Origin of the sequence: Pseudomonas sp. R3-18-08 (assembly GCF_003852065.1) — a bacterium.
Lineage (GTDB): Bacteria > Pseudomonadota > Gammaproteobacteria > Pseudomonadales > Pseudomonadaceae > Aquipseudomonas.
The window spans coordinates 3,440,300-3,461,464 of sequence record NZ_CP027729.1 but is presented as its reverse complement, the minus strand read 5'-3'; the positions used below and the strand labels follow the sequence as shown (position 1 = coordinate 3,461,464).

24 protein-coding genes are annotated in these 21,165 nt (G+C 62.2%); 14 read left to right on the top strand and 10 right to left on the bottom strand.

Going from position 1 to position 21,165, the window contains the following annotated elements; genetic code table 11:
- Positions 1-15: 15 nt before the first annotated feature.
- Positions 16-1,191, top strand: coding sequence for a CaiB/BaiF CoA-transferase family protein (locus C4J92_RS15810; RefSeq protein WP_124404533.1), 1,176 nt, complete (start codon positions 16-18; stop codon positions 1,189-1,191).
- Positions 1,192-1,284: 93 nt separating this feature from the next.
- On the opposite strand, the gene C4J92_RS15805 is transcribed toward C4J92_RS15810, so the two are convergent.
- Positions 1,285-1,779 carry a SprT family zinc-dependent metalloprotease gene (locus C4J92_RS15805; protein WP_124363271.1) on the bottom strand — a complete coding sequence of 165 codons (495 nt, stop codon included), beginning with the start codon at positions 1,777-1,779 and terminating at the stop codon, positions 1,285-1,287.
- Positions 1,780-1,907: 128 nt separating this feature from the next.
- Positions 1,908-2,510, bottom strand: coding sequence for a Yip1 family protein (locus C4J92_RS15800; RefSeq protein WP_124371051.1), 603 nt, complete (start codon positions 2,508-2,510; stop codon positions 1,908-1,910).
- A gap of 295 nt (positions 2,511-2,805) precedes the next feature.
- Here C4J92_RS15800 and ttcA point away from each other — a divergent pair, with 295 nt between their 5' ends.
- Together ttcA and C4J92_RS15790 are read left to right on the top strand one after the other, a co-directional pair.
- Positions 2,806-3,630, top strand: a complete 825-nt coding sequence (ttcA, locus tag C4J92_RS15795; RefSeq protein WP_124363269.1) for a tRNA 2-thiocytidine(32) synthetase TtcA — start codon at positions 2,806-2,808, stop codon at positions 3,628-3,630.
- A gap of 67 nt (positions 3,631-3,697) precedes the next feature.
- Positions 3,698-4,369, top strand: a complete 672-nt coding sequence (locus tag C4J92_RS15790) for a DNA-3-methyladenine glycosylase I (protein WP_124363268.1) — start codon at positions 3,698-3,700, stop codon at positions 4,367-4,369.
- Between the two features lie 62 nt (positions 4,370-4,431).
- Here C4J92_RS15790 and C4J92_RS15785 read toward each other — a convergent pair whose 3' ends face one another.
- The 3 genes from C4J92_RS15785 to arsC are packed head-to-tail and all read right to left on the bottom strand — an operon-like array spanning position 4,432 to position 5,787.
- On the bottom strand, positions 4,432-4,839 hold the full coding sequence (locus C4J92_RS15785) for a DUF2069 domain-containing protein (RefSeq protein WP_124367393.1): 408 nt from the start codon (positions 4,837-4,839) through the stop codon (positions 4,432-4,434).
- Entirely contained in the window at positions 4,823-5,437 is a 615-nt protein-coding gene (wrbA, locus tag C4J92_RS15780; RefSeq protein WP_124367392.1) for an NAD(P)H:quinone oxidoreductase, read from the bottom strand. Before wrbA ends, C4J92_RS15785 begins: the two co-directional genes overlap by 17 nt.
- A complete protein-coding gene (arsC, locus tag C4J92_RS15775) occupies positions 5,434-5,787 on the bottom strand; it encodes an arsenate reductase (glutaredoxin) (protein WP_124404532.1) in 354 nt (117 codons plus the stop codon). The genes wrbA and arsC overlap by 4 nt, the downstream gene beginning before the upstream one ends.
- Before the next feature lie 115 nt (positions 5,788-5,902).
- Here arsC and C4J92_RS15770 point away from each other — a divergent pair, with 115 nt between their 5' ends.
- Positions 5,903-6,364, top strand: coding sequence for a TlpA disulfide reductase family protein (locus C4J92_RS15770; RefSeq protein ID WP_124363264.1), 462 nt, complete (start codon positions 5,903-5,905; stop codon positions 6,362-6,364).
- A gap of 140 nt (positions 6,365-6,504) precedes the next feature.
- On the opposite strand, the gene C4J92_RS15765 is transcribed toward C4J92_RS15770, so the two are convergent.
- The 4 genes from C4J92_RS15765 to C4J92_RS15750 all read right to left on the bottom strand — a co-directional run bounded on the left by C4J92_RS15765 (position 6,505) and on the right by C4J92_RS15750 (position 11,320).
- The gene (locus C4J92_RS15765; RefSeq protein WP_124404531.1) at positions 6,505-6,909 is read right to left on the bottom strand and encodes an META domain-containing protein; all 405 of its coding nucleotides are present in this window, start codon (positions 6,907-6,909) and stop codon (positions 6,505-6,507) included.
- Positions 6,906-7,346, bottom strand: a complete 441-nt coding sequence (locus C4J92_RS15760) for a hypothetical protein (protein ID WP_124371049.1) — start codon at positions 7,344-7,346, stop codon at positions 6,906-6,908. Before C4J92_RS15760 ends, C4J92_RS15765 begins: the two co-directional genes overlap by 4 nt.
- A 71-nt stretch (positions 7,347-7,417) precedes the next feature.
- On the bottom strand, positions 7,418-8,407 hold the full coding sequence (locus C4J92_RS15755; protein ID WP_124404530.1) for a 2-hydroxyacid dehydrogenase: 990 nt from the start codon (positions 8,405-8,407) through the stop codon (positions 7,418-7,420).
- 159 nt (positions 8,408-8,566) lie between these two features.
- Positions 8,567-11,320 carry a response regulator gene (locus C4J92_RS15750; RefSeq protein ID WP_124371047.1) on the bottom strand — a complete coding sequence of 918 codons (2,754 nt, stop codon included), beginning with the start codon at positions 11,318-11,320 and terminating at the stop codon, positions 8,567-8,569.
- Positions 11,321-11,525: 205 nt separating this feature from the next.
- On the opposite strand from C4J92_RS15750, the gene C4J92_RS15745 reads away from it, so the two are divergent.
- Positions 11,526-12,254 carry a response regulator transcription factor gene (locus C4J92_RS15745; RefSeq protein WP_124404529.1) on the top strand — a complete coding sequence of 243 codons (729 nt, stop codon included), beginning with the start codon at positions 11,526-11,528 and terminating at the stop codon, positions 12,252-12,254.
- A complete protein-coding gene (locus tag C4J92_RS15740) occupies positions 12,241-13,599 on the top strand; it encodes a sensor histidine kinase (RefSeq protein ID WP_124404528.1) in 1,359 nt (452 codons plus the stop codon). Before C4J92_RS15745 ends, C4J92_RS15740 begins: the two co-directional genes overlap by 14 nt.
- A gap of 3 nt (positions 13,600-13,602) precedes the next feature.
- Here the strand turns inward: C4J92_RS15740 and C4J92_RS15735 are convergent, their stop codons facing one another.
- Positions 13,603-14,118, bottom strand: a complete 516-nt coding sequence (locus tag C4J92_RS15735) for a DUF2062 domain-containing protein (protein ID WP_124363258.1) — start codon at positions 14,116-14,118, stop codon at positions 13,603-13,605.
- Between the two features lie 135 nt (positions 14,119-14,253).
- Between C4J92_RS15735 and C4J92_RS15730 the strand changes: the two genes are divergently transcribed.
- From C4J92_RS15730 to murB, 8 genes are all read left to right on the top strand, one after another.
- Complete coding sequence (locus C4J92_RS15730; RefSeq protein WP_124404527.1) at positions 14,254-16,479, top strand: DNA internalization-related competence protein ComEC/Rec2; 2,226 nt, start codon at positions 14,254-14,256, stop codon at positions 16,477-16,479.
- Between the two features lie 109 nt (positions 16,480-16,588).
- Positions 16,589-17,224, top strand: a complete 636-nt coding sequence (locus C4J92_RS15725) for a MotA/TolQ/ExbB proton channel family protein (RefSeq protein ID WP_122676958.1) — start codon at positions 16,589-16,591, stop codon at positions 17,222-17,224.
- Complete coding sequence (locus C4J92_RS15720) at positions 17,221-17,649, top strand: biopolymer transporter ExbD (protein WP_124404526.1); 429 nt, start codon at positions 17,221-17,223, stop codon at positions 17,647-17,649. The genes C4J92_RS15725 and C4J92_RS15720 overlap by 4 nt, the downstream gene beginning before the upstream one ends.
- Positions 17,649-18,659 carry a tetraacyldisaccharide 4'-kinase gene (gene lpxK, locus C4J92_RS15715; RefSeq protein WP_124404525.1) on the top strand — a complete coding sequence of 337 codons (1,011 nt, stop codon included), beginning with the start codon at positions 17,649-17,651 and terminating at the stop codon, positions 18,657-18,659. Before C4J92_RS15720 ends, lpxK begins: the two co-directional genes overlap by 1 nt.
- Positions 18,660-18,682: 23 nt before the next feature.
- Positions 18,683-18,868, top strand: a complete 186-nt coding sequence (locus tag C4J92_RS15710) for a Trm112 family protein (RefSeq protein ID WP_003174668.1) — start codon at positions 18,683-18,685, stop codon at positions 18,866-18,868.
- Complete coding sequence (kdsB, locus tag C4J92_RS15705; protein WP_124404524.1) at positions 18,865-19,629, top strand: 3-deoxy-manno-octulosonate cytidylyltransferase; 765 nt, start codon at positions 18,865-18,867, stop codon at positions 19,627-19,629. The genes C4J92_RS15710 and kdsB overlap by 4 nt, the downstream gene beginning before the upstream one ends.
- The gene (locus C4J92_RS15700) at positions 19,629-20,093 is read left to right on the top strand and encodes a low molecular weight protein-tyrosine-phosphatase (protein WP_124404523.1); all 465 of its coding nucleotides are present in this window, start codon (positions 19,629-19,631) and stop codon (positions 20,091-20,093) included. Before kdsB ends, C4J92_RS15700 begins: the two co-directional genes overlap by 1 nt.
- Positions 20,090-21,109 carry a UDP-N-acetylmuramate dehydrogenase gene (murB, locus tag C4J92_RS15695; RefSeq protein WP_124404522.1) on the top strand — a complete coding sequence of 340 codons (1,020 nt, stop codon included), beginning with the start codon at positions 20,090-20,092 and terminating at the stop codon, positions 21,107-21,109. Before C4J92_RS15700 ends, murB begins: the two co-directional genes overlap by 4 nt.
- Positions 21,110-21,165 lie beyond the last annotated feature (56 nt).

The following is a 21,165-nucleotide window of genomic DNA, read 5'->3' as shown; positions in this document are numbered from 1 at the left end:
GGAAACGGAGTTTGTATGTCAGGCCCCTTGGCGTCCCTCAAAGTGCTGGATTTTTCCACCCTGTTGCCAGGCCCATTCGCCTCACTGATGCTGGCGGACATGGGCGCCGAGGTGCTGCGCATCGAATCGCCGACGCGCATGGATTTGTTGCGCGTGTTGCCGCCCCATGATCAGGGCACCTCGGCGAGCCATGCCTACCTCAATCGCAACAAGCGCAGCCTGGCGCTGGACCTCAAGCGGGCCGAGGCGCTGCAGATCGTGTTCGAGCTGGTCAAGGGCACCGATATCCTCATCGAACAATTTCGCCCCGGCGTGATGGAGCGCCTGGGCCTGGGGTATGCGGCCTTGAACGCGATCAACCCGAGGCTGATCTACGTGTCGATCACCGGCTACGGCCAGACCGGCCCTTACAGGGATCGCGCCGGCCACGATATCAACTACCTGGCCGTGGCCGGCGTGGCCAGCCACACCGGGCGGCGCGACAGTGGGCCGTTGCCGTTGGGGGTGCAATTGGCGGATATCGGCGGCGGGTCGTTGCATGCGGTGGTGGGCTTGCTCGCGGCGGTCATCTCGCGGCAGCAGAGCGGCGTCGGCCAGTACCTGGATGTGAGCATGACCGACTGCGCGTTCAGCCTGAACGCCATGGCCGGTGCGGGTTACCTGGCCTGCGGGGTGGAACCGGCGTGGGAAAACCATGTGCTCAATGGCGGCAGTTTTTACGATTACTACCGCACCCGTGATGGGCGCTGGATGTCGGTGGGCGGCCTGGAACCGGCCTTCATGCAGCAATTGTGCGAAGCGCTGGGGCGACCGGAGCTGGCGCTGCACAGCCTCAAGCCTGAGCAACAACCGGCCCTCAAGCAGGCGCTGCAGGTGGAGTTCGAAAAGCGCAGCTTTGATGAAGTGTGCGCGTTGTTTGCTGGAGTGGATGCGTGCGTGGAACCGGTGTTGAACTTGAGTGAAGCGGTAGCGCATCCGCAGCTGCAGGCGCGCGGGCTGATCAGCCAGGTGCCCAGGGGCGATGGCTCGACCCAGGCGCAGATCGCCTGCCCACTGAAGTTTTCCGAGGGGTTGCCGGCGCCACGGCATATTGGCGCGGCTGTTGGTGCGCACAGTGATGAAGTCCTGGGGGAATTGGGGTTCAGTGCTCAGCGGATAGAGGAATTGCGCCAGGCCAAGGTTGTGGGGTGACTGTTCTGATGCCATCGGGAGCAAGCCCCCTCCCACATTTTGAATGTATTCACAAATCAAAGTGTGGGAGGGGGCTTGCTCCCGATGAGGCCCTCATTCCACCCGAGTTTCCCCAGTAAATACCAGAGTCTGCCGACAGCGCCGACACAAATACCGCCGCCCCTGGCCTACCAGCCCATGGCGCTGCGGCGAAAACGGGAAGTCGCTGTTGGCACATGGGCACCGGTAGATATAGCGCGTCACCTGGCGCCGCTTGACTTCATAGGTGTGGCAACGGTCCGGCGGCAGTTCGTAAACCCCACGCATGATCAACTGCCATTCCTCACCATGGGGCTGGATGCGCTCGCCAAACAGTTGGTGGGCGATCAGGTGCGCCACTTCGTGGGCCACGGTTTGTTTGAGGAAATGTTGGCTGTTTTCACGGTAAAGCTGAGGGTTGAAGCGCAGCAGGTTTTCGTGCAAATGCGCGACACCGGCTTTCTGGCCCCGCAGCTTGAGGCTGACCTTGGGGCGTTTGAAGCTTCGTTTGAAAAAGGATTCGGCTTGCAGGAAACAATCTTCGACGCGGGTATTGAGTTGCTCGGGCATGCTGTACATATCTCCAGAGACGTCCAGTATGCCGCAAAGCAGGGTGTTTCCGAATCTGTCAGGCGCCGAATGGTCATGCATAACGCACAAAGCCACCTTGCGGTGGCTTTGCCTGCGGTAAAAAAGGCTTAACTGGTGTAGATCGGCCCAACGCCCAGGCCCCAGACGATCACGGTAAACGCCATGATCGCCACCAGTACCACCAATCCTACAGCCAGTACCGAGCTGGAAAACAGGAAGCCTTCATCCGGGTCGATACTCATGAAGGTCGGCAGCCCCACATACAGCAGGTATACCGTGTAGCAGATCGCCGCCGTGCCCACGACCATGCCCAGCCACATGTGCGGATACAGCGCCGCCAGCCCGCCAATAAACAGAGGGGTTGCCGTGTAGGTGGCAAAAGCCACGCAACGCGCCATGCTGGGGTTGGCGTCGTAGGTGCGGGCCATCCAGTGAATGAACGCGCCCATCACCGCCACGCCGCCGAGCATTGCAGCGTAGGACATCAGGGTCATCCACAGCGCGCTTTCCTGGGTCAGCATGACCGGTGCGCGGTTGCCGATGACCCAGCCGACCTGGGTGGTGCCGATAAATGCAGAGACGGCGGGAATCGCCGCGAGAACCAGGGTATGGGTGAGGTACATGTGGCTGATGCTTTCTTCTTTATCGCCACGAATTTCCCGCCATTCCTGATCGGGATGGGTAAACAGCCCCACGACGTGATGGATCATGCCAGTCACTCCTGTCGTTATTACCATCGCCCCCCAGCGGAGCGCTACCGGCCAAATGGCCTGCAAGGTCCGGATAGTCGTGCGACCTCTAGTCGCAGTATAGGAAGTGATGACCTGGAAAACTGTAGGGCCTTTAGAGTAAATCGCGCTGTAAACATAGGTACTAATCGCGGCACGGTCTGTAGCGGGCAATGGATTCAAGGTGGGAGGGGCTTGCTCCCACATTGAATCCGAGGCGCTCAGGTCGCTAAAATACCCCGCTTTTCGTCACACACTTGCAGCGGATCCAAGCGCCATGGGCACTCTTACGGTCAACCAGAACAAACTGCAAAAACGCCTGCGTCGCCTGGCCGGTGAAGCGGTCGCCGATTTCAACATGATCGAGGAGGGCGACAAGGTCATGGTCTGCCTTTCCGGCGGCAAAGACAGCTACACCCTGCTCGATGTGCTGCTGCACCTGCAGAAGGTCGCGCCGATCAAGTTCGAGATCGTCGCCGTCAACATGGACCAGAAACAGCCAGGCTTTCCCGAGCATGTGCTGCCGGCCTATCTCAAGGAACTGGGCGTCGAGTACCACATCGTCGAGAAAGACACTTATTCGGTGGTCAAGCAGTTGATCCCCGAAGGCAAGACCACCTGCTCGCTGTGCTCGCGCCTGCGGCGGGGCACGCTCTATACCTTTGCCGATGAGATCGGCGCGACCAAGATGGCCCTGGGACATCATCGCGACGATATCGTCGAAACCTTCTTCCTCAACATGTTCTTCAACGGTTCGCTCAAGGCCATGCCGCCCAAGCTGCGTGCCGATGACGGGCGCAACGTGGTGATCCGCCCGCTGGCGTATTGCAACGAGAAAGACATCCAGGCGTATGCCGACTTCAAGCAATTTCCGATCATTCCGTGCAACCTGTGCGGCTCCCAGGAAAACCTGCAGCGCCAGGTGGTCAAGGACATGCTGCTGGAGTGGGAACGCAAGACGCCGGGCCGCACCGAAAGCATCTTCCGCAGCCTGCAGAATGTGATCCCGTCGCAATTGGCCGACCGCAACCTGTTCGACTTCACCAGCCTGAAAATCGATGAAACCGCCGCGTCGCGTTTCGTCAATGTAGTGAACCTCTGACGCTCTACAACGCTCTGAAAGACGGCGCTCACGGGCGCCGTTTTCATTTCACCTGCCAGGAGAGGGCATGCGCGATTACAAGTGGCTGCACGAATATTGTCTGAACCGTTTTGGTTCAGCGGCCCAGTTGGAAGCCCATCTGCCGGTACCCAAGACCCCGGCGCAATTGCGCAGGATCAGCGCTGACCGCTACCTGTCGACCCTGGCGCTGCGCGTGTTCCGTGCCGGCTTGAAGCACAGCGTGGTGGACGCCAAGTGGCCGGCGTTCGAACAGGTGTTCTTCGGCTTCGACCCGGAAAAAGTCGTGCTGATGGGCGCCGAGCATTTGGAGCGCCTGATGCAGGACGCCCGCATTATCCGTCACCTGGGCAAGCTCAAGAGCGTGCCGCGCAATGCACAGATGATCCTGGATATCACCCAGGAGAAGGGCAGCTTCGGCGCGTTTATCGCCGAGTGGCCGGTCACCGATATCGTTGGGCTATGGAAGTACCTGAGCAAGCACGGTCACCAGTTGGGCGGCCTGTCGGCACCGCGCTTTTTGCGCATGGTGGGCAAGGATACGTTCGTGCCGAGCTATGACGTGGTGGCGGCGTTGAATGCGCAGAAGATCGTCGACAAGGTGCCCACCAGCCTGCGCGACCTGGCGACGGTGCAGGGCGCTTTCAACCAGTGGCATGCCGAAAGTGGGCGGCCGATGTGCCAGTTGTCGATGATGCTGGCTTACACCGTCAACCATTGATCGTTCCCACGCTCTGCGTGGGAATGCTGCCCAGGACGCTCTGCGTCCCAGGCCTTGCTGTATCAGGCTGGCGCCAACCGCCGATTCAACTGGTGCCGCCAGCGCACATACAGCAACGCCGTACAAAACAGCGCCAGGCTCGCCACCATCTCAAGCACCCCGAACCCTTGGCGGTTCGGGTCATACGCTGCCAGCGCGCCCTTGATGAAATACAAGTTCACCACAAAGCACATCCACGAATGCCCGCGTGCGCTGCCCAGGATCATGCCTGGCGCCAGCACCAGCAGCGGCACCAGCTCGATCAGCAGGATCACCCACGGACGCGCGCCGTGCAGGTCGGCGACGAACAGGTAGTACACGCACAACAAGCCCACCAGGCCAAAAAACGCCAGAAGGCTCAATGCGCGCGCGAGCTTGACCCGCGGCTCCAGCCACGCCTGGGGCGGCAGCACCTTAGGCTGCCTGGCCACGGCCGTTCTCCAGCAGTGTGGCGGTTTTTGCCAGGCGCAGGCCCAGGGCGCGGCACAGGGTGATTTCATGGGGGTCGAGCATGCGCTTGCCATCAGGCCCGGCATGGTGGCTGGCGCCATACGGCGTACCGCCGCCCTGGGTGTCGAGCAGCGCCTGCTCGCTGTAGGGCAGGCCGGTGATCAGCATGCCGTGGTGCAACAGCGGCAGCAGCATCGACATCAGCGTGGTTTCCTGGCCGCCGTGCAGGCTGGCGGTGGAGGTGAACACGCCAGCGGGTTTGCCGACCAGGGCGCCGGTGAGCCACAGGTTGCTGGTGCCATCGAGGAAGTACTTGAGCGGCGCGGCCATGTTGCCAAAACGCGTCGGGCTGCCGAGGGCCAGACCCGAGCAGTTTTTCAGATCATCCAGGCTGGCATACAGCGCGCCTTCGTCCGGAATACTCGGCGCCACGGCTTCGCACTCGGTAGAGATCGCCGGCACGGTGCGCAGCCGGGCTTCCATGCCGCCTTGCTCGATACCCCGGGCAATCTGCCGGGCCATTTCGCTGACCGAGCCATTGCGGCTGTAATACAACACCAGCACATAGGGGGTAGTCACGGCAGCAGCTCCAGTACGTTTTCCGGCGGACGGCCAATGATGGCTTTATCGGCGGTTTCCAGGATGGGACGTTCCATCAGCTTGGGGTGTTCGGCGATGGCGGCGATCAACTGCGCTTCGCTGAGACTGGCGTCGGCCAGGTTAAGGCTTTTGTATTCCTCTTCGCCGCTGCGCAACAATTGGCGGGCGCTTAGGCCAAGTTTGATCAGCAGCGCCTGTATTTGCGCCGCGTTCAGCGGGGTTTCCAGGTAGCGCACCACGGTAGGCGTGAGGCCGCGGGCTTCCAGCAGTTCCAGCGCACCGCGGGATTTCGAGCAGCGCGGGTTGTGATAAAGCGTCAGATCGGTCATGTGCGGGTCGCATCTTGCGTAAGGTGGCGGGTATTCTACCTGCGCTGCGGGCCGTCCTTAAACCGTAAGAGGCGACAGGCCGCAGCCAACGTTCATTTTTACGAAGGATTACCCCATGACTAGGCGACTGATCGGTGCATTGGCGATCATCACAACCCTGCTGCTCAGTGGCTGCGGTAACGATTACGGCGTTGACCAGTATGGCCAGAAAATACCGGCCGAACGCCTGGACAAGCAGTGGCTGGTGGTCAATTACTGGGCTGAATGGTGTGGCCCGTGCCGCACGGAAATCCCCGAGCTCAACGCCTTGGCCGAGCAACTCAAAGCGCAGAACGTGGGCGTGTTCGGGGTCAATTTCGACAATGTGCAGGGTGAGGAGCTCAAAGCCGCCAGCGACAAGCTGGGTATCAAGTTCACCGTGCTGGCGCAGAACCCGGAAGGGATCTTCGATATTCCACGCAGCGAGGCGCTGCCGGTGACCTATATCATCGATGACAAAGGCAAGGTGCGCGAACAACTGATGGGTGAGCAGACGGCGCAAGGGGTGTTGGCCAAGCTCAAGGCCCTGCGCGGTTAAAGCAACAACTCAGAGCCAATGTGGGAGGGGGCTTGCTCCCGATTGCGGTGGGTCAGCTTGATAATTGCTAGCTGATACACCGCTATCGGGGGCAAGCCCCCTCCCACATTTTGACCTCATCAGGTCAGAGATCGTTGCCGTCAGCCTTCTTCAAGCCACAGGCGGATCGGCTTGCCTTCGGCCGGCCAGAAGCGGGTCTGTTCGATCGGCGAGATGTCCCAGCGCTGCACGCCTTGCAGGGCCTGGAAGAAGCGGTGCTCCTGTTCCATCAACGCCTCGGCGCACATTTTGCGGGTGCTGCCGATCGGGCCGAAGGCGAGCTTGTCGCCTTCGAGGGTGTACGGCGCAAACCAGTGGTTGCAGCCGCCATTGCCATAGGCGCGGCCATCGGCACCGAGGGTGACGGTCAGGTGCGCGTAGTCCATCAAGGGCCGTTCGCCTATCCACTCCACCACATAGCTGTGATCCTGCTTGAGCTTGACCGCATCGCCAGCGCAGCCACCCAGAGCCGCGCCCACGGCGGCGAGCAGCAGCAGGCCCTTCATTGTGCGGCCCGCTGGCATTTCGGGCAGCGGTGCTGGTCGCCTTCGCTGGCCCAGCCGAGTTCTTTGATACGTGCGTTGGCGGCCGGCTGCAGCGGTTCTTTGGTCAGCTTGGTTTCCACCGCGAATTCAAACTCCAGCACGCTGTCGCAGCTGTCGCAATTGACCTTCCAGGTGTGAATCTCCAATTCGCCGAATTTCGGCCCCAGGGCCATGGCGACCCATTGGCCCGCCGGGCGGATGGAGTAGCGCGCGTCACCTTCCACGGTCAGGCGCATCGACAGGGTTTTGCTGCCGCGCAGGGTGACGATCAGCACGTCGCCATGCTTGATCGAACCACCGTTGCCGGTGACTTGATAACGGCCCGGCACCAGGGCGCGGCATTCGATCAGGGTGTGTTGCGGGCTCAGCAAGCTGAAGCGGAAATCGTGTTCGGCCATGGATCCTCCAAATAGGCGCGGCATCCTATCACGGGTGCCGGCTCATCATGAGCCCGGTATGTGACCACTGATCATCCCTCGACGAGGTTCTGCGCGCGGCCATCGGCCCACGCCGCAATATTGGCCAGCGTCGTGCCGGCAATCGCCGCCAGCGCCTCGCGGGTCAGGAAGGCCTGGTGGGCAGTGATGATCACATTGGGAAAGGTCAGCAGGCGGGCGAGCACATCGTCTTGCAGGGGCAGGTCCGAGCGGTCCTCGAAAAACAGCTGCGCCTCTTCCTCATAGACATCCAGCCCCAGGTAACCGAGTTGGCCGTTCTTGAGCGCCTCGACCAGTGCCGGCGTGTCGACCAGGCCGCCGCGACCGGTATTGATCAGCATGGCACCCGGTTGCATGTGTGCCAGGGTGCGGGTGTCGATCAGGTGTTTACTCTCGGCGGTCAGCGGGCAATGCAGGCTGATGATCTGCGCCTCGGCGAGCAATTCGGGCAGGCTCACGTAGCGCGCGCCCATGGCTTGCACCTGAGGGTTGGGGAAGGGGTCGTAGGCCAGCAACTGGCAGCCGAAACCGACCATGATCCTGGCGAAGGTGGCGCCGATCTGACCGGTGCCGACCACGCCGACGGTTTTGCCGACCAGATCGAAACCGGTGAGCCCGTGCAAGCTGAAATCGCCATCGCGGGTGCGGTTGTAGGCGCGGTGCAGGCGCCGGTTCAGGGCAAGGATCAGGGCCACGGCATGTTCGGCCACGGCGTGGGGCGAGTAGGCCGGTACGCGCACCACGCTCAGGCCCAGGCGCTTGGCGGCGTGCAGGTCGACATGGTTGTAGCCGGCCGAGCGCAGCGCAATCAGGCGCGTACCGCCACTGGCCAGTTGCTCGAGCACCGGGGCGCTGAGGTCATCGTTGATAAACGCGCAGACCACCTCGTGCCGTTCGGCCAGGGCGACGGTGTCGAGGTTGAGGCGGGCGGGTTGGAATTGCAGCTCGATGCCCTGAGGGCTTGGCTCACCGAGAAAACTCTCGCGGTCGTAGGCCTGGCTGCTGAAAAGAATCACGCGCATTAAAAGGCTCCCTGCAATTTACGAATTGAAATGCGAGCTGAATGTGGGAGGGGGCTTGCCCCCGATAGCGGTGTATCAGTGACACATATTTCGACTGACACATCGCCATCGGGGGCAAGCCCCCTCCCACATTTGATTGGCGTCGTCCATGAAATCGGGTCAGGCGCTGACCCGCGCTTCACTGGCCAGCCGCGCAATCGCCATGTCCAGTTCATCCAGCGCGGCCATGGCCTTGGCGTCGTCCTGCTTGAGCAGGGTTTCGGCGCGTTGGCAGGCTGCGCGCAATTGCGGCACGCCGCAGTAGCGGGTGGCGCCATGCAGGCGGTGGACGCGCTCGATCAGGGCATGGTTGTCATTGGCTTCGCGGGCGACCGTAATCGCCAGGCGATCGGCTTCCAGGGAGGCCAGCAGCATGGCGAGCATGTCGGCCGCCAGGTCCGCCTTGTTGGCGGCCAGACGCAGGCCTTCCTCATGGTCCAGCACCAGCAGTTGCACGCCTGGGCCAAGGCCTTCGGGGACGCGCTCGGGCCCCTGGTTGCGCAGGGCCAGGCCGGTCCATTTCAGCACCACCTGGGCCAGCTGCCGCTCGCTGATGGGCTTGGTCAGGTAATCGTCCATGCCGCTTTGCAGAAGGGCACGTTTCTCGTTGGCCATGGCATGGGCGGTGAGGGCGACCACCGGCAGCGGCGTGCCATGGCGTTCGCTCTCCCATTGGCGAATCGCTTCGGTACTCTGGCGCCCGTCCATGCCGGGCATCTGCACGTCCATCAGCACCAGGTCGAACGTTTCCTGCTTCACGGCGTCAATGGCAGCGAAGCCGCTTTCTACGGCATGGACCTTGGCGCCCATGTCTTCGAGCAGGGTTTGCACCAGCAACAGGTTCGCCGGGTTATCGTCCACGCACAGCACCCGCGGCGCACGGCTGGACAACGGCTCACCCGGCTCGCTGCGCGAGGGGCGCGGGCTGATCAGGTCGGCCAGGGAGCGGCGCAGCTTGCGCGTACAGGCTGGCTTGGCCTGCAACTGGCTGTTGGGGTTGGGCACCGATTGGTTGAACAACATTTGCTCGGTGGTCGGGCACAGCACCAGCACCTTGCAGCCCAGGTGTTCGAGGTCCCACAAGTGCTGGTTGAGGCGCTCGGGCGGGATGTCATTGGCGGTGACGCCGAGCACCGCCAGGTTGATCGCCTGTTCGGTCTGATGGGCGCTGGTAATGCCGTTGGTCAGGCTCTCCAGGGTATTGAACAGCGTGACTTCCAGGCCGCAGTCTTCCAACTGGTGTTGCAAGGCCTGGCGCGCCAGCTCGTGGTTCTCCAGCACGGCCACGCGGCGACCGAGCAGCGGCGCGCTGGGCAGGTCTTCGATGTCGTCGCGGGTCTTGGGCAGGTTCAGGCTGATCCAGAACTCCGAGCCTTCGCCCGGTGTGCTGTCGACGCCGATTTCGCCACCCATCTGTTCGATCAGGCGCTTGGAAATCACCAGGCCCAAGCCGGTGCCACCTGGCTGGCGCGACAGCGAATTGTCCGCCTGGCTGAAGGCCTGGAACAGTGCGCGCACATCCTGGTTGGACAGGCCGATGCCGGTGTCCTGCACGCTGATGCGCAGTTGTACGCTGTCTTCCTGCTCATCCTCGATCATCGCCCGGGCCACGATGGTGCCTTCGCGGGTGAACTTGATCGCGTTGCTGATCAGGTTGGTCAGGATCTGCTTGAGGCGCAGCGGGTCGCCCACCAGCGCCAGCGGCGTGTCGCGGTAGACCAGGCTGACCAGTTCGAGCTGTTTGGCGTGGGCGGCCGGGGCGAGGATGGTCAGGGTGTCCTGCAGCAGGTCGCGCAGGTTGAAGGGCACGCTGTCGAGCACCAGCTTGCCGGCCTCGATCTTGGAGAAGTCGAGAATCTCGTTGATGATGCCCAACAGGTTGTCGGCGGATTTTTCGATAGTGCCCAGGTAATCCAGCTGACGTGGCGACAGCTCGCTTTTTTGCAGCAGGTGGGTGAAGCCGAGGATGCCGTTGAGCGGCGTGCGGATTTCATGGCTCATATTGGCCAGGAACTCCGATTTGATCCGGCTGGCTTCCAGGGCTTCCTTGCGGGCCAGGTCCAGCTCGATGTTCTGGATCTCGATGGTTTCCAGGTTCTGGCGCACATCTTCGGTGGCCTGGTCGATGCTGTGTTGCAGTTCTTCCTGGGCGTTTTGCAGGGTTTCGGCCATGCGATTGATGCCCGACGCCAACTGATCCAGCTCCTGGCTGCCCAAGGGCGGCAGGCGGGTTTCCAGGTTGCCGTCTTTAAGCTGGGCCACCGCTTGCTTGATCAGGCCGATCGGCGAATTGATGGTGCGGCTGATGCGCAGGGCCAGTGCCGCTGTGCAGATCAAGCCGATGGCGATCAGCAGCAGGCTGGCGAACAGGCTGCGATAACCGCGCAGCAACATGCCGTTGTGGGACAGTTCCACCTCGACCCAGCCCAACAGGCGGTCGGACTCATCCGGAATCAGCTCGCCGGCGAGGTTGCGATGACGGCCAAACACTGGCATCAGGTAACGGGTCGCATCGTTGCCGGTACGCTGCAGCAGGTGCGAACTGTTGCCGGTGGGCGGTTGATTGAGCATGGTCGGGCCGGCATGGGCCAGGGAGGAGCGGTCCGGTGCCAGGAACGACACCGCGCGCACGTCCGGTTGTTCCAGGGATTGGGTCGCGATGCGTTCCAGCAGGTCAGTGTTCTTGCTGCTCAGGGCGGGCGCAACCAGCGGCGCCAACTGCTCGGCGATCATCTCACCGCGTTGCAGCAACTGAGTCTGCAGTTCGGAGAGCTGCATCCAGGTGAAATAACCCCCCAACAGCAACGCCATCAGGCTGGTCGGCAATAACGTCAGCAACAGTACGCGGCCTTTTATCCCCATTCTTCTAAGCACGCCACTCTCCTGCTACCACATTGATATCAATCTTCCACACGGGCGTCCGGCCCGCGCTACCTGCGCAGTGTAGCCATTTGCGCCGCCAGGAATCTTGTAAATTAATGACACACGGCAATCTTCGGGCCATTCGGTAGCGGTCGGCGATTGCCTGTAACACTTTAATCTTGAATAATCAGTCATTGAGAATGACTTGCAGACGCTAATGAATCCCGCAGCCGTTGGCCTACCCAGTATCCTGACCATCGAGGATGACCCCGTGCTGGGCGCCTACGTCCATGAACATCTGGGCCGCTGTGGCTTCGAGGTAACCTGGTGCCGCACTGGCCAGCAAGGCCTGCAACTGGCCCGCGACCAAGCATTCGACCTGGTGCTGATGGACGTTCTGCTGCCAGGGCTGGACGGGCTGTCAGTCCTTACGCATCTGCGCCAGAGTCATGCCATACCGGTGATCCTGATGTCGGCCCTGGGCGCGGAAGCCGACCGTGTCAGCGGCTTTCGCCTGGGCGCCGACGATTACCTGCCCAAGCCGTTCAGCATGATCGAACTGCGGGTGCGCATCGAAGCCATCCTGCGCCGGGTGGCCCTGGACCGTCGCCCGCCGCCGGGCCTTGCGCCCCTGCGCGATGATGCGCAGGTCCTGCGGTTTGACGAGGGGCTGTGCGATGTCGTCTACCACACGCACTGGGCCGGCCTGACACGCAGTGAGTACCGCCTGCTGGAAACCTTGCACCGCAACGCCGAAGAGGTACTCAGCAAAGCCTTCCTTTATCAGCACGTGCTGCAGCGCGGTTATGCCCCACACGACCGCAGTCTCGACATGCATGTGAGCCAGATTCGCCGCAAGCTCAAGGCGATCGGCTACACCGAGCGCGAAGTGCGCACGGTGTGGGGCAAGGGATATGTGTTGAGCGGTCACGATGAAGGGCTTTGAGCGGTTGCCGGGCAGGCATTCGTTGTTCTGGAAGCTGGCGTGCCTGCTGATCGCGTTTTGTTTGCTGATGATCTGGCTCAGTTGGTCTTGGGGCCGCTACATGGAACAGCAAAGTGCCTACCTCACTGACGAAGCCCGCGACACGCTCCGCGGCTATGCAGCCGGCGCCGAGTTGGCCTGGAGCACCCAGGGCAGTGCCGGTGTGGATGCGTGGTTGCAGCATATGGCTGAGCGTGAAACCACGTGGCTGGGCGTCATCGGCAATGACTTGCAATCCCTTGGCAGCGCACCGTTGAGCGACAAACAAAGCCAGCGCCTGACCTTCTTGCGCGGACTGGACTGGCCGGTGAGCCGCCATGCCAAAGGCCTGCCCTGGTTGAAAATCGCCTTCCCGGTCGACCCCGATGCGGGGTCACTGGTGATCGAATTGCCCAAGCGCTTTATGCCGGGGCGTTATCAACTGTTCTGGCGGGTCATCACCAACGGCCTGATTCCCGGGTTGTTTACCTTATTGCTGTGTATCGGCCTGTATCGATTGCTGATCATGCCCCTCAATCAACTGCGTGCGCAGGCCAATGCCTGGCGTGCGGACCAATTGACTGCGCGAATGTCCCGTGACGCGACCAGCCGCCAGGACGAGTTGGGTGAATTGGGGCGCGCCTTCGACCAGATGTCCGAGCGCTTGCAGGGCACGGTGCAGTTGCAGCAACAGCTGCTGCGGGACATGTCCCATGAGTTGCGCACGCCCCTGAGCCGCTTGCGCGTGGCCTGCGACAGCGAACAGGACCTGGCGCGGTTGCGTGAACGCCTGAACCGGGAGATCGACGCCATGCAGCGCCTGGTGGAAGACAGCCTGCAACTGGCCTGGCTCGACAGCGACCGGGCACCACTGCCCCAGGAGGACATTCAGCTGCCGGCGCTGTGGGACATGCTGCGGGAGAACGCGTGTTTCGAAAGCCATTGGCCGGCATCGCGTTTACCCTGCCTGTTGCCAGCTGAGTGCTGGGTGCGAGGCAATCTCAATGCACTGGCCCAGGCCCTGGAAAACATCCTGCGTAACGCAATACGCCACTCACCAGGCCAGGGCCGGGTGACATTGGACGGCGCGCGCGAAGGCGAGCACTGGCATGTCTGGCTGGAGGATCAGGGGGGCGGCATCGATGAAGCCGACCTGGAGCGTATCTTCGCGCCCTTCATCCGGTTGGACGGTTCACGGCCCGGTGATGGTGGCTTCGGCCTGGGCTTGAGCATTGCGCGCAACGCGGTGCAGCGCCAGGGCGGGCGTATCTGGGCGGAAAATACCGGGCAGGGCCTGCGTGTACATCTGCGTTTGCCTGCCCGTTAGCCATCAGCGGCGGCGCAGTTTGCGTTTCTTCCACTGGTGCGCGACCCACCAGCGCCAATAGCCCATGGTCAGGCAATAGGCCAATGCGCCCAACACCAACCCGGATACCACCGAGCCCAGCAGGAATGGTTGCCACATCGTACTCAATTCGCCGCTGATCCATTCCCAGGTGAGATTATCGGGGAGGCTGCGTGGCGGCACGTTCATCAACCAGGCACCGGTCATATAGGTGCAGACAAACACCACCGGCATCGTGATCGGGTTGGTCAGCCACACCAGGCTGACGGCAATCGGCATGTTGCCGCGCACCACGATCGCCAGGATCGCGGCCAGCAGCATCTGCAAGGGAATGGGGATAAACGCGGCAAACAGACCCACGGCCATGGCGCGGGCCACCGAGTGCCGGTTGAGGTGCCAGAGGTTCGGGTCATGCAGCAGGGTGCCAAGAAACTGTAATGACTTGTGTTCCCTGATACTGCTGGGGTCGGGCATGTACCGTTTGAATAAGCGCCGGGGCATAAGGGGTCCAGGTCAGTTCGAGGGGCAAGTATGCGCGTATTCTATAAACAGAAAATTCAGACTTTGTGACAAAACATCAAAGGCGCCCCTGGGAACGCCGGCTAAGACTGAGTGGATCATTATAAGGAATGATTCATGAGGACAGGGATGTTCGCGCTTGCGCTGGGGCTGCTGACCCTGCGTTTTCTACCGGTGTTGCCGCCCACCGGATGGCTGCTGGCCATGCTGGTGCTGGCATTGATGTTAGTGCCGTTTCGTACCTATCCGCTGGCGTTTTTCCTGCTGGGCTTGAGCTGGGCGTGCATCAGCGCGCAGTGGGCACTGGATGATCGATTGCGACCAACGCTGGACGGCGAAACGCGATGGGTGGAAGGGCGTGTGGTCGGCTTGCCTCAGCAGACCGACACCAGCGTGCGTTTTGACCTGGCCGACAGCCGGTCGCGCAAAGCCCGGCTACCCAAGCGCATCCGGGTGTCCTGGCACGGTGGTCCGCCGGTGCGCAGTGGAGAACGCTGGCGCCTGGCTGTCACCCTCAAGCGGCCGTCCGGCCTGCTCAATTTTCACGGTTTCGACCACGAGGCCTGGCTGCTGGCGCAACGCATCGGCGCCACGGGCTCGGTGAAAGACGGTGAGCGCCTCGCGCCAGCCCGCAACGCTCTGCGCGACAGCCTGCGCCAGCGCCTGATGGCTGCGGATGCGCAAACCCATGAAGCCGCCGTGGCGGCGTTGGTGCTGGGTGATGGTTCCGGGCTGCGCACGGAGCAATGGCAGGTGTTGCAAGACACCGGCACCGTGCACCTGTTGGTCATTTCCGGCCAACACATTGGTTTGCTGGCCGGGCTGATCTACGCACTGGTGGCCGGGATGGCGCGTTACGGTTGCTGGCCACGCAACCTGCCATGGCTGCCGTGGGCCTGCGGCCTGGCCTTTATGGCAGCGCTGGGTTATGGCCTGCTGGCGGGTTTCGGCGTGCCGGTGCAGCGGGCCTGCGTGATGGTGGGCCTGGTATTGCTATGGCGGCTGCGCTTTCGGCATTTGGGCGTGTGGTGGCCGTTGCTGCTGGCCTTCAACGCTGTGCTGCTGCTTGAGCCCCTGGCCAGCTTGCAACCGGGTTTCTGGTTGTCCTTTGCGGCGGTTGCGATCCTGGTGCTGACGTTCGGCGGGCGGCTCGGGCCCTGGAGTGTCTGGCAGGCCTGGACGCGTCCACAGTGGTTGATTGCCATCGGTTTGTTTCCGGTCCTGCTGGTGCTGGGTTTACCCATCAGCCTCACCGCGCCTGTGGCCAATTTATTCGCTGTGCCGTGGATCAGTCTGGTGGTGTTGCCATTGGCGCTGCTGGGCACGGCGCTGCTGTGGCTACCGGTGGTCGGTGACGGTTTGCTCTGGTTGGCCAGCGGGGCGCTGGAGGGATGGTTCAAAGTGCTGGCCCTACTGGCCGGGCAGTTGCCGGCCTGGACTCCGGCCGAGGTGCCGCTGGTTTATTGGCTGGTCAGTCTGGCGGGCGCGGTGTTGCTGCTGCTGCCCAAGGGGGTGCCATTTCGGTTGCTGGGCTGGCCCATGCTGCTGTTGGCGGTGTTTCCACCCAAGGAATCGGTACCCCATGGGCAGGTGACAGTGGTGCAACTGGATGTCGGCCAGGGGCAGGCATTGATCTTGCGCACTCGCAACCATGCGTTGCTTTACGATGCGGGGCCGCGTTCGGGGACAGTCGACCTGGGCGCGCGTGTGGTTCTGCCGTCGTTGAAAAAGTTCGGCGTAGAGCGGTTGGACATGTTGCTACTGAGCCATGCCGACGCCGATCATGCCGGTGGCGCTGCAGCTGTCGCCCGTGGGCTGCCCATCCGGCGTGTGGTTGGCGGTGAAACCGAAGGGTTGCCGGCGTTTCTGGGGACCGAGCCTTGTGTCAGTGGCGAACGATGGGACTGGGATGGTGTGTCGTTCGTGTTATGGCAGTGGTCTGACGCCCTCGGTGGCAACGCCAAATCCTGTGTATTGCAGGTGCAGGCCAGCGGTGAGCGGCTGCTGCTCACCGGAGATATCGACCGTGCGGCGGAGCGCGCACTGCTTGACACACCGTTGGCGGTGCCCACCGATTGGCTGCAGGCGCCCCATCATGGTAGCCGCAACTCGTCATCCAGGCCCTTTGTGCAACGGCTTGCGCCTGGATCGGTGCTGATCTCCAGAGGCCGGGGCAATGCCTTTGGTCATCCTCATTCTCAAGTGGTAGAACGCTATCGGGCCCTGGGCAGTCGGCTATACGACAGCGCCGAGCAAGGTGCCGTGCGTCTTCAGTTGGGCGCGTTCCAACCCGCTGTTGTTGCGCGCAGTCAACGCCGGTTCTGGCGCGAACCGTTACCGTAATCCGGCGTTACCAAACACCGCGGGCTGCGACAGTCCGGTCTGCGGCCAACGAACCCCGCTGCTGAACCTATATGATAAAGTGGCGCACTTTTTCGAGGGGGCATTCACTGTGTGGGAATTGGTCAAATCCGGCGGCTGGATGATGTTGCCGATCATCATGAGTTCCATTGCCGCACTCGGCATCGTCGCCGAACGCCTGTGGACCCTGCGTGCCAGTCGCGTTACCCCCGAGCATCTGCTGGGGCAAGTCTGGGGCTGGATCAAGAACAAGCAGCTCGACAAGCAGAAGCTCAAGGAACTGCGCGCCAATTCGCCACTGGGTGAAATCCTCGCCGCCGGCCTGGCCAACTCCAAGCATGGTCGCGAGATCATGAAAGAGTGCATCGAGGAAGCCGCAGCGCGAGTGATCCATGAGCTGGAGCGCTACATCAACGCCCTCGGCACCATCGCCGCCATGGCGCCGCTGCTCGGCTTGCTGGGCACGGTACTGGGCATGATCGACATCTTCAGCTCGTTCATGGGCTCGGGCATGACCACCAACGCTGCGGTGCTGGCCGGTGGTATTTCCAAAGCGCTGATCACCACGGCTGCGGGCCTGATGGTGGGTATCCCGTCGGTGTTCTTCCATCGCTTTTTGCAACGGCGCATCGATGAACTGGTGGTCGGCATGGAACAGGAAGCCATCAAGCTGGTGGAGGTGGTGCAGGGCGACCGTGATGTGGACCTGGTCGAGGGCAAAGCGTGAAATTTCGCCGCAAGCAACGGGAAAATGTCGATATCAACCTCGCGTCGCTGATTGACGTGGTGTTTATCCTGCTGCTGTTCTTCGTCGTTACCACCACGTTCACCCGGGAAACCCAGCTGCGCGTCGACTTGCCCGAAGCCGTGAGCGGCTCCCCGGCCGAAGACCAGCAGGTCAAGCAACTGGATATCGCCATCAGCGCCGATGGCGTGTTTTCGGTAAATAACCAGTTGCTGGAGAAAAACGACCTGACCAGCTTGATGGAGGCCTTGCAGAAGGAGTCCGGGGGCGACACCAGCATGCCACTGTCGATCAGCGCCGACGGCAAAACCCAGCACCAGGCAGTGATTACCGCGATGGACGCTGCCGGCAAGCTTGGTTTCAGTCATCTGCGCATGACCACCGTCGAGGCGGCGAGCGCACCCTGATGGCCATGTCCGATCGTTTGCTCAAGGCCTGGTACGACGGGCATCCGGCCCTCGTGCTGTTAAAGCCGCTGGAGTGCCTGTATCGCCGGGTGGTGCAGCGCAAGCGCGCGCGCTTCCTGGCGGGTGAGGGCGCTGTCTACCAGTCGCCGGTGCCCGTTGTGGTCGTGGGTAATATCACCGTAGGCGGGACTGGCAAGACGCCGCTGATCCTGTGGATGATCGAGCACTGTCGGCGCAGTGGGTTGCGCGTAGGCGTGGTCAGTCGTGGGTATGGCGCCAAGCCGCCACAGTTGCCGTGGCGGGTCGAGGCCAGCCACAGTGCCGAAGTGGCCGGCGACGAACCGTTGCTGATCGTGCAGCGCTGCGGTGTACCGTTGATGATCGATCCGGATCGCAGTCGTGCGGTGAAAGCGCTGTTGGCCAGCGAAACCCTCGACCTGATCCTTTCCGACGACGGCTTGCAGCACTATCGTCTGGCCCGTGATCTCGAGCTGGTATTGATCGATGCCGCCCGTGGCCTGGGCAATCGCCGCTGTCTGCCGGCCGGGCCGTTGCGTGAGCCGGTTGAGCGCCTGCAGAGCGTTGATGCGCTGCTCTATAACGGCGCCGCCTCGGACCGCGAAGACGGCTTTGCCTTCCGCCTGCAACCCTCGGCGCTGGTCAACCTGCACAGCGGCGAGCGGCAGCCGGTCAGCTACTTTCCGGTAGGCCAACCGGTACACGCGGTTGCCGGTATCGGCAATCCGCAACGTTTCTTCAATACCCTTGAAACGCTACACTGGCAGCCGATCCCCCATGCGTTTGCCGACCACGCGCCCTACAGCGCCGAGGTGCTGGATTTCACGCCGCCATTGCCGGTGGTCATGACCGAAAAAGACGCGGTGAAGTGCCGCGCCTTCGCCCGGCCCGACTGGTGGTACCTTGCGGTGGATGCGCTGCCGTCGCCAGCGTTTGTCGCCTGGTTCGACACGCAGTTGATGCGCTTGCTGCCCAACCGTCTTTTGCCTTAACCGCTTATTTCCAGGAACTACTCATGGACACCAAACTGCTCGACATCCTTGCTTGCCCGATCTGCAAAGGCCCGCTCAAGCTCAGCGCCGACAAAACCGAGCTGATCAGCAAAGGCGCCGGCCTGGCTTACCCTATCCGTGACGGCATTCCGGTGATGCTGGAAAGCGAAGCCCGCACCCTGACGACCGATGAGCGCCTGGATAAATGACTACCGCCTTTACCGTGGTGATTCCCTCGCGCTATGCGTCGACCCGCCTGCCGGGCAAGCCGCTGCAAATGATCGGTGCCAAGCCGATGATCCAGCTGGTATGGGAACAGGCCTGTAAAAGCAGCGCTGAACGGGTGGTGGTGGCGACCGACGATCCGCGCATCATCGAAGCCTGCAAAGGTTTCGGCGCCGAGGCGGTGCTGACCCGCGAAGACCATAATTCCGGCACCGACCGCCTGGCCGAAGTGGCCACGCAACTGGGCCTGGGGCCGGACGCCATCGTGGTGAACGTGCAAGGCGACGAGCCGTTGATCCCGCCAAGCGTCATCGACCAGGTCGCCGCCAATCTGGCGGCCCATGGCGAAGCGCGCATGGCCACCCTGGCCGAACCGATCGAAGACAGCGAAACCTTGTTCAACCCCAACGTTGTGAAGGTCGTCAGCGATATCAACGGCCTGGCCCTGACATTCAGCCGCTCGATCCTGCCCTGGGCGCGGGATGCCTTCGCCAGCAACCCCGACGCACTGCCGCAAGGTGTGCCGTACCGCCGCCATATCGGCATTTATGCCTATCGCGCCGGTTTCCTGCATGACTTCGTCAGCTGGGGCCCTTGCTGGTTGGAGAACACCGAGTCCCTGGAGCAGCTGCGGGCCCTGTGGCACGGCGTGCGCATCCACGTGGGCGATGCGCTGGAAGCGCCGCCTGCAGGCGTCGATACCCAGGAAGACCTCGAGCGCGTCCGTCGCCTGCTGGGGGCTTGATGGAGGTCCTGTTTGTCTGCCTGGGCAATATCTGCCGCTCGCCCACCGCCGAAGGCGTTTTGCGCCATAAGTTGCGCGAAGCAGGGTTGTCCGGCCAGGTTGAGGTGGCGTCAGCGGGGACTGGGCAATGGCATATCGGCAACCCGCCGGACCAGCGCAGCCAACGTGCGGCGCTGGTGCGGGGCTATGACTTGTCATCCCAGCGTGCCCAACAGGTCTGCCGCGCCGACTTTGCGCGTTATGACCTGATCCTGGCCATGGACCACAGCAACCTGCGCCACCTCAAAGCCATGCAGCCTGCACAGGGTAAGGCGCAGTTGGATATATTCCTGCGCCGCTTTGGCGGTGAAGTGGACGAGGTGCCAGACCCTTATTATGAAGGCGAACAAGGTTTTGAGCGGGTCCTGGACCTGATCGAGCGCGCCTGTGATTTATTGGTGATCGAATTGAAGGGGCGGTTATGACCTTGCAAGTACTGGCGCAGGTATCGCTCAAGCCGTTCAACAGCTTTGGCATCGACGTGCGCGCCCAGCTATTTGCCGAGGCCCGCAGTGATGCCGACGTGCGGGAAGCCCTGGCCTACGCCGAGGCGCACAGTGTGCCGCTGCTGGTGATCGGGGGCGGCAGCAACCTGCTGCTGACCCAGGACGTGCCTGCCCTGGTGTTGCGTATGGCCGCCCAAGGCATTCGCGTGCTGCACGATGATGGCGTGCAGGTGGTGGTCGAAGCCGAAGCGGGCGAAGCCTGGCATCCCTTTGTGTTGTGGACCCTGGAGCAGGGTTTCTGCGGCCTGGAAAACCTCAGCCTGATCCCCGGCACGGTCGGTGCGGCGCCAATGCAAAACATCGGTGCCTACGGCGTGGAGATCAAGGATGTATTCGCCGGCCTCACTGCGCTGGATCGTCAGACCGGTGAACTGCGGGATTTCAGCCTGCAGGAGTGCCGGTTTGCCTACCGCGACAGCTTGTTCAAGCATGAAGTCGGCCGTTGGTTGATCCTGCGGGTACGCTTTGCCCTGAGCCGCGCCAGTCACCTGAAACTCGACTACGGCCCGGTGCAGCAACGTCTGGCCGGGCAGGGGATTACCGACGCCACGCCGATGGATGTAAGCCGGGCGATTTGCAGCATTCGCCGCGAAAAATTGCCCGACCCGGCGCAGCTTGGCAATGCCGGCAGTTTCTTCAAGAACCCGCTGGTGCCCCAGGCCTTGGCTACTGAGCTGAAAAGCCAGTATCCGGACTTGGTGGCCTACCCTCAGGCAGGCGGACAAACGAAGCTCGCTGCCGGTTGGCTGATCGAAAAGGCGGGTTGGAAGGGCTTTCGTGAGGGCGATGCTGGCGTGCATGCATTGCAAGCGCTGGTGCTGGTGAACTATGGCTCGGCCACCGGGCGTGAGATTGCCAACCTGGCGCTGCGTATCCAGCAGGATATTGTCGAGCGCTTCGGGGTGGAGCTGGAGATGGAACCTAACCAGTACTGATCGTCCTTGGGCCCCGGAAATGAAAATGCCCCGTATCTCGCGATACGGGGCATTTT

Excerpts from the sequence above, each read along its gene's own strand:
- C4J92_RS15810 (WP_124404533.1), top strand. The coding sequence starts at position 16 with ATGTCAGGCCCCTTGGCGTCCCTCAAAGTGCTGGATTTTTCCACCCTG.
- C4J92_RS15805 (WP_124363271.1), bottom strand. The coding sequence starts at position 1,779 with ATGCCCGAGCAACTCAATACCCGCGTCGAAGATTGTTTCCTGCAAGCC.
- C4J92_RS15800 (WP_124371051.1), bottom strand. The coding sequence starts at position 2,510 with ATGATCCATCACGTCGTGGGGCTGTTTACCCATCCCGATCAGGAATGG.
- ttcA (WP_124363269.1), top strand. The coding sequence starts at position 2,806 with ATGGGCACTCTTACGGTCAACCAGAACAAACTGCAAAAACGCCTGCGT.
- C4J92_RS15790 (WP_124363268.1), top strand. The coding sequence starts at position 3,698 with ATGCGCGATTACAAGTGGCTGCACGAATATTGTCTGAACCGTTTTGGT.
- arsC (WP_124404532.1), bottom strand. The coding sequence starts at position 5,787 with ATGACCGATCTGACGCTTTATCACAACCCGCGCTGCTCGAAATCCCGC.
- C4J92_RS15770 (WP_124363264.1), top strand. The coding sequence starts at position 5,903 with ATGACTAGGCGACTGATCGGTGCATTGGCGATCATCACAACCCTGCTG.
- C4J92_RS15765 (WP_124404531.1), bottom strand. The coding sequence starts at position 6,909 with ATGAAGGGCCTGCTGCTGCTCGCCGCCGTGGGCGCGGCTCTGGGTGGC.
- C4J92_RS15760 (WP_124371049.1), bottom strand. The coding sequence starts at position 7,346 with ATGGCCGAACACGATTTCCGCTTCAGCTTGCTGAGCCCGCAACACACC.
- C4J92_RS15755 (WP_124404530.1), bottom strand. The coding sequence starts at position 8,407 with ATGCGCGTGATTCTTTTCAGCAGCCAGGCCTACGACCGCGAGAGTTTT.
- C4J92_RS15745 (WP_124404529.1), top strand. The coding sequence starts at position 11,526 with ATGAATCCCGCAGCCGTTGGCCTACCCAGTATCCTGACCATCGAGGAT.
- C4J92_RS15740 (WP_124404528.1), top strand. The coding sequence starts at position 12,241 with ATGAAGGGCTTTGAGCGGTTGCCGGGCAGGCATTCGTTGTTCTGGAAG.
- C4J92_RS15735 (WP_124363258.1), bottom strand. The coding sequence starts at position 14,118 with ATGCCCCGGCGCTTATTCAAACGGTACATGCCCGACCCCAGCAGTATC.
- C4J92_RS15730 (WP_124404527.1), top strand. The coding sequence starts at position 14,254 with ATGAGGACAGGGATGTTCGCGCTTGCGCTGGGGCTGCTGACCCTGCGT.
- lpxK (WP_124404525.1), top strand. The coding sequence starts at position 17,649 with ATGGCCATGTCCGATCGTTTGCTCAAGGCCTGGTACGACGGGCATCCG.
- C4J92_RS15710 (WP_003174668.1), top strand. The coding sequence starts at position 18,683 with ATGGACACCAAACTGCTCGACATCCTTGCTTGCCCGATCTGCAAAGGC.
- kdsB (WP_124404524.1), top strand. The coding sequence starts at position 18,865 with ATGACTACCGCCTTTACCGTGGTGATTCCCTCGCGCTATGCGTCGACC.
- C4J92_RS15700 (WP_124404523.1), top strand. The coding sequence starts at position 19,629 with ATGGAGGTCCTGTTTGTCTGCCTGGGCAATATCTGCCGCTCGCCCACC.
- murB (WP_124404522.1), top strand. The coding sequence starts at position 20,090 with ATGACCTTGCAAGTACTGGCGCAGGTATCGCTCAAGCCGTTCAACAGC.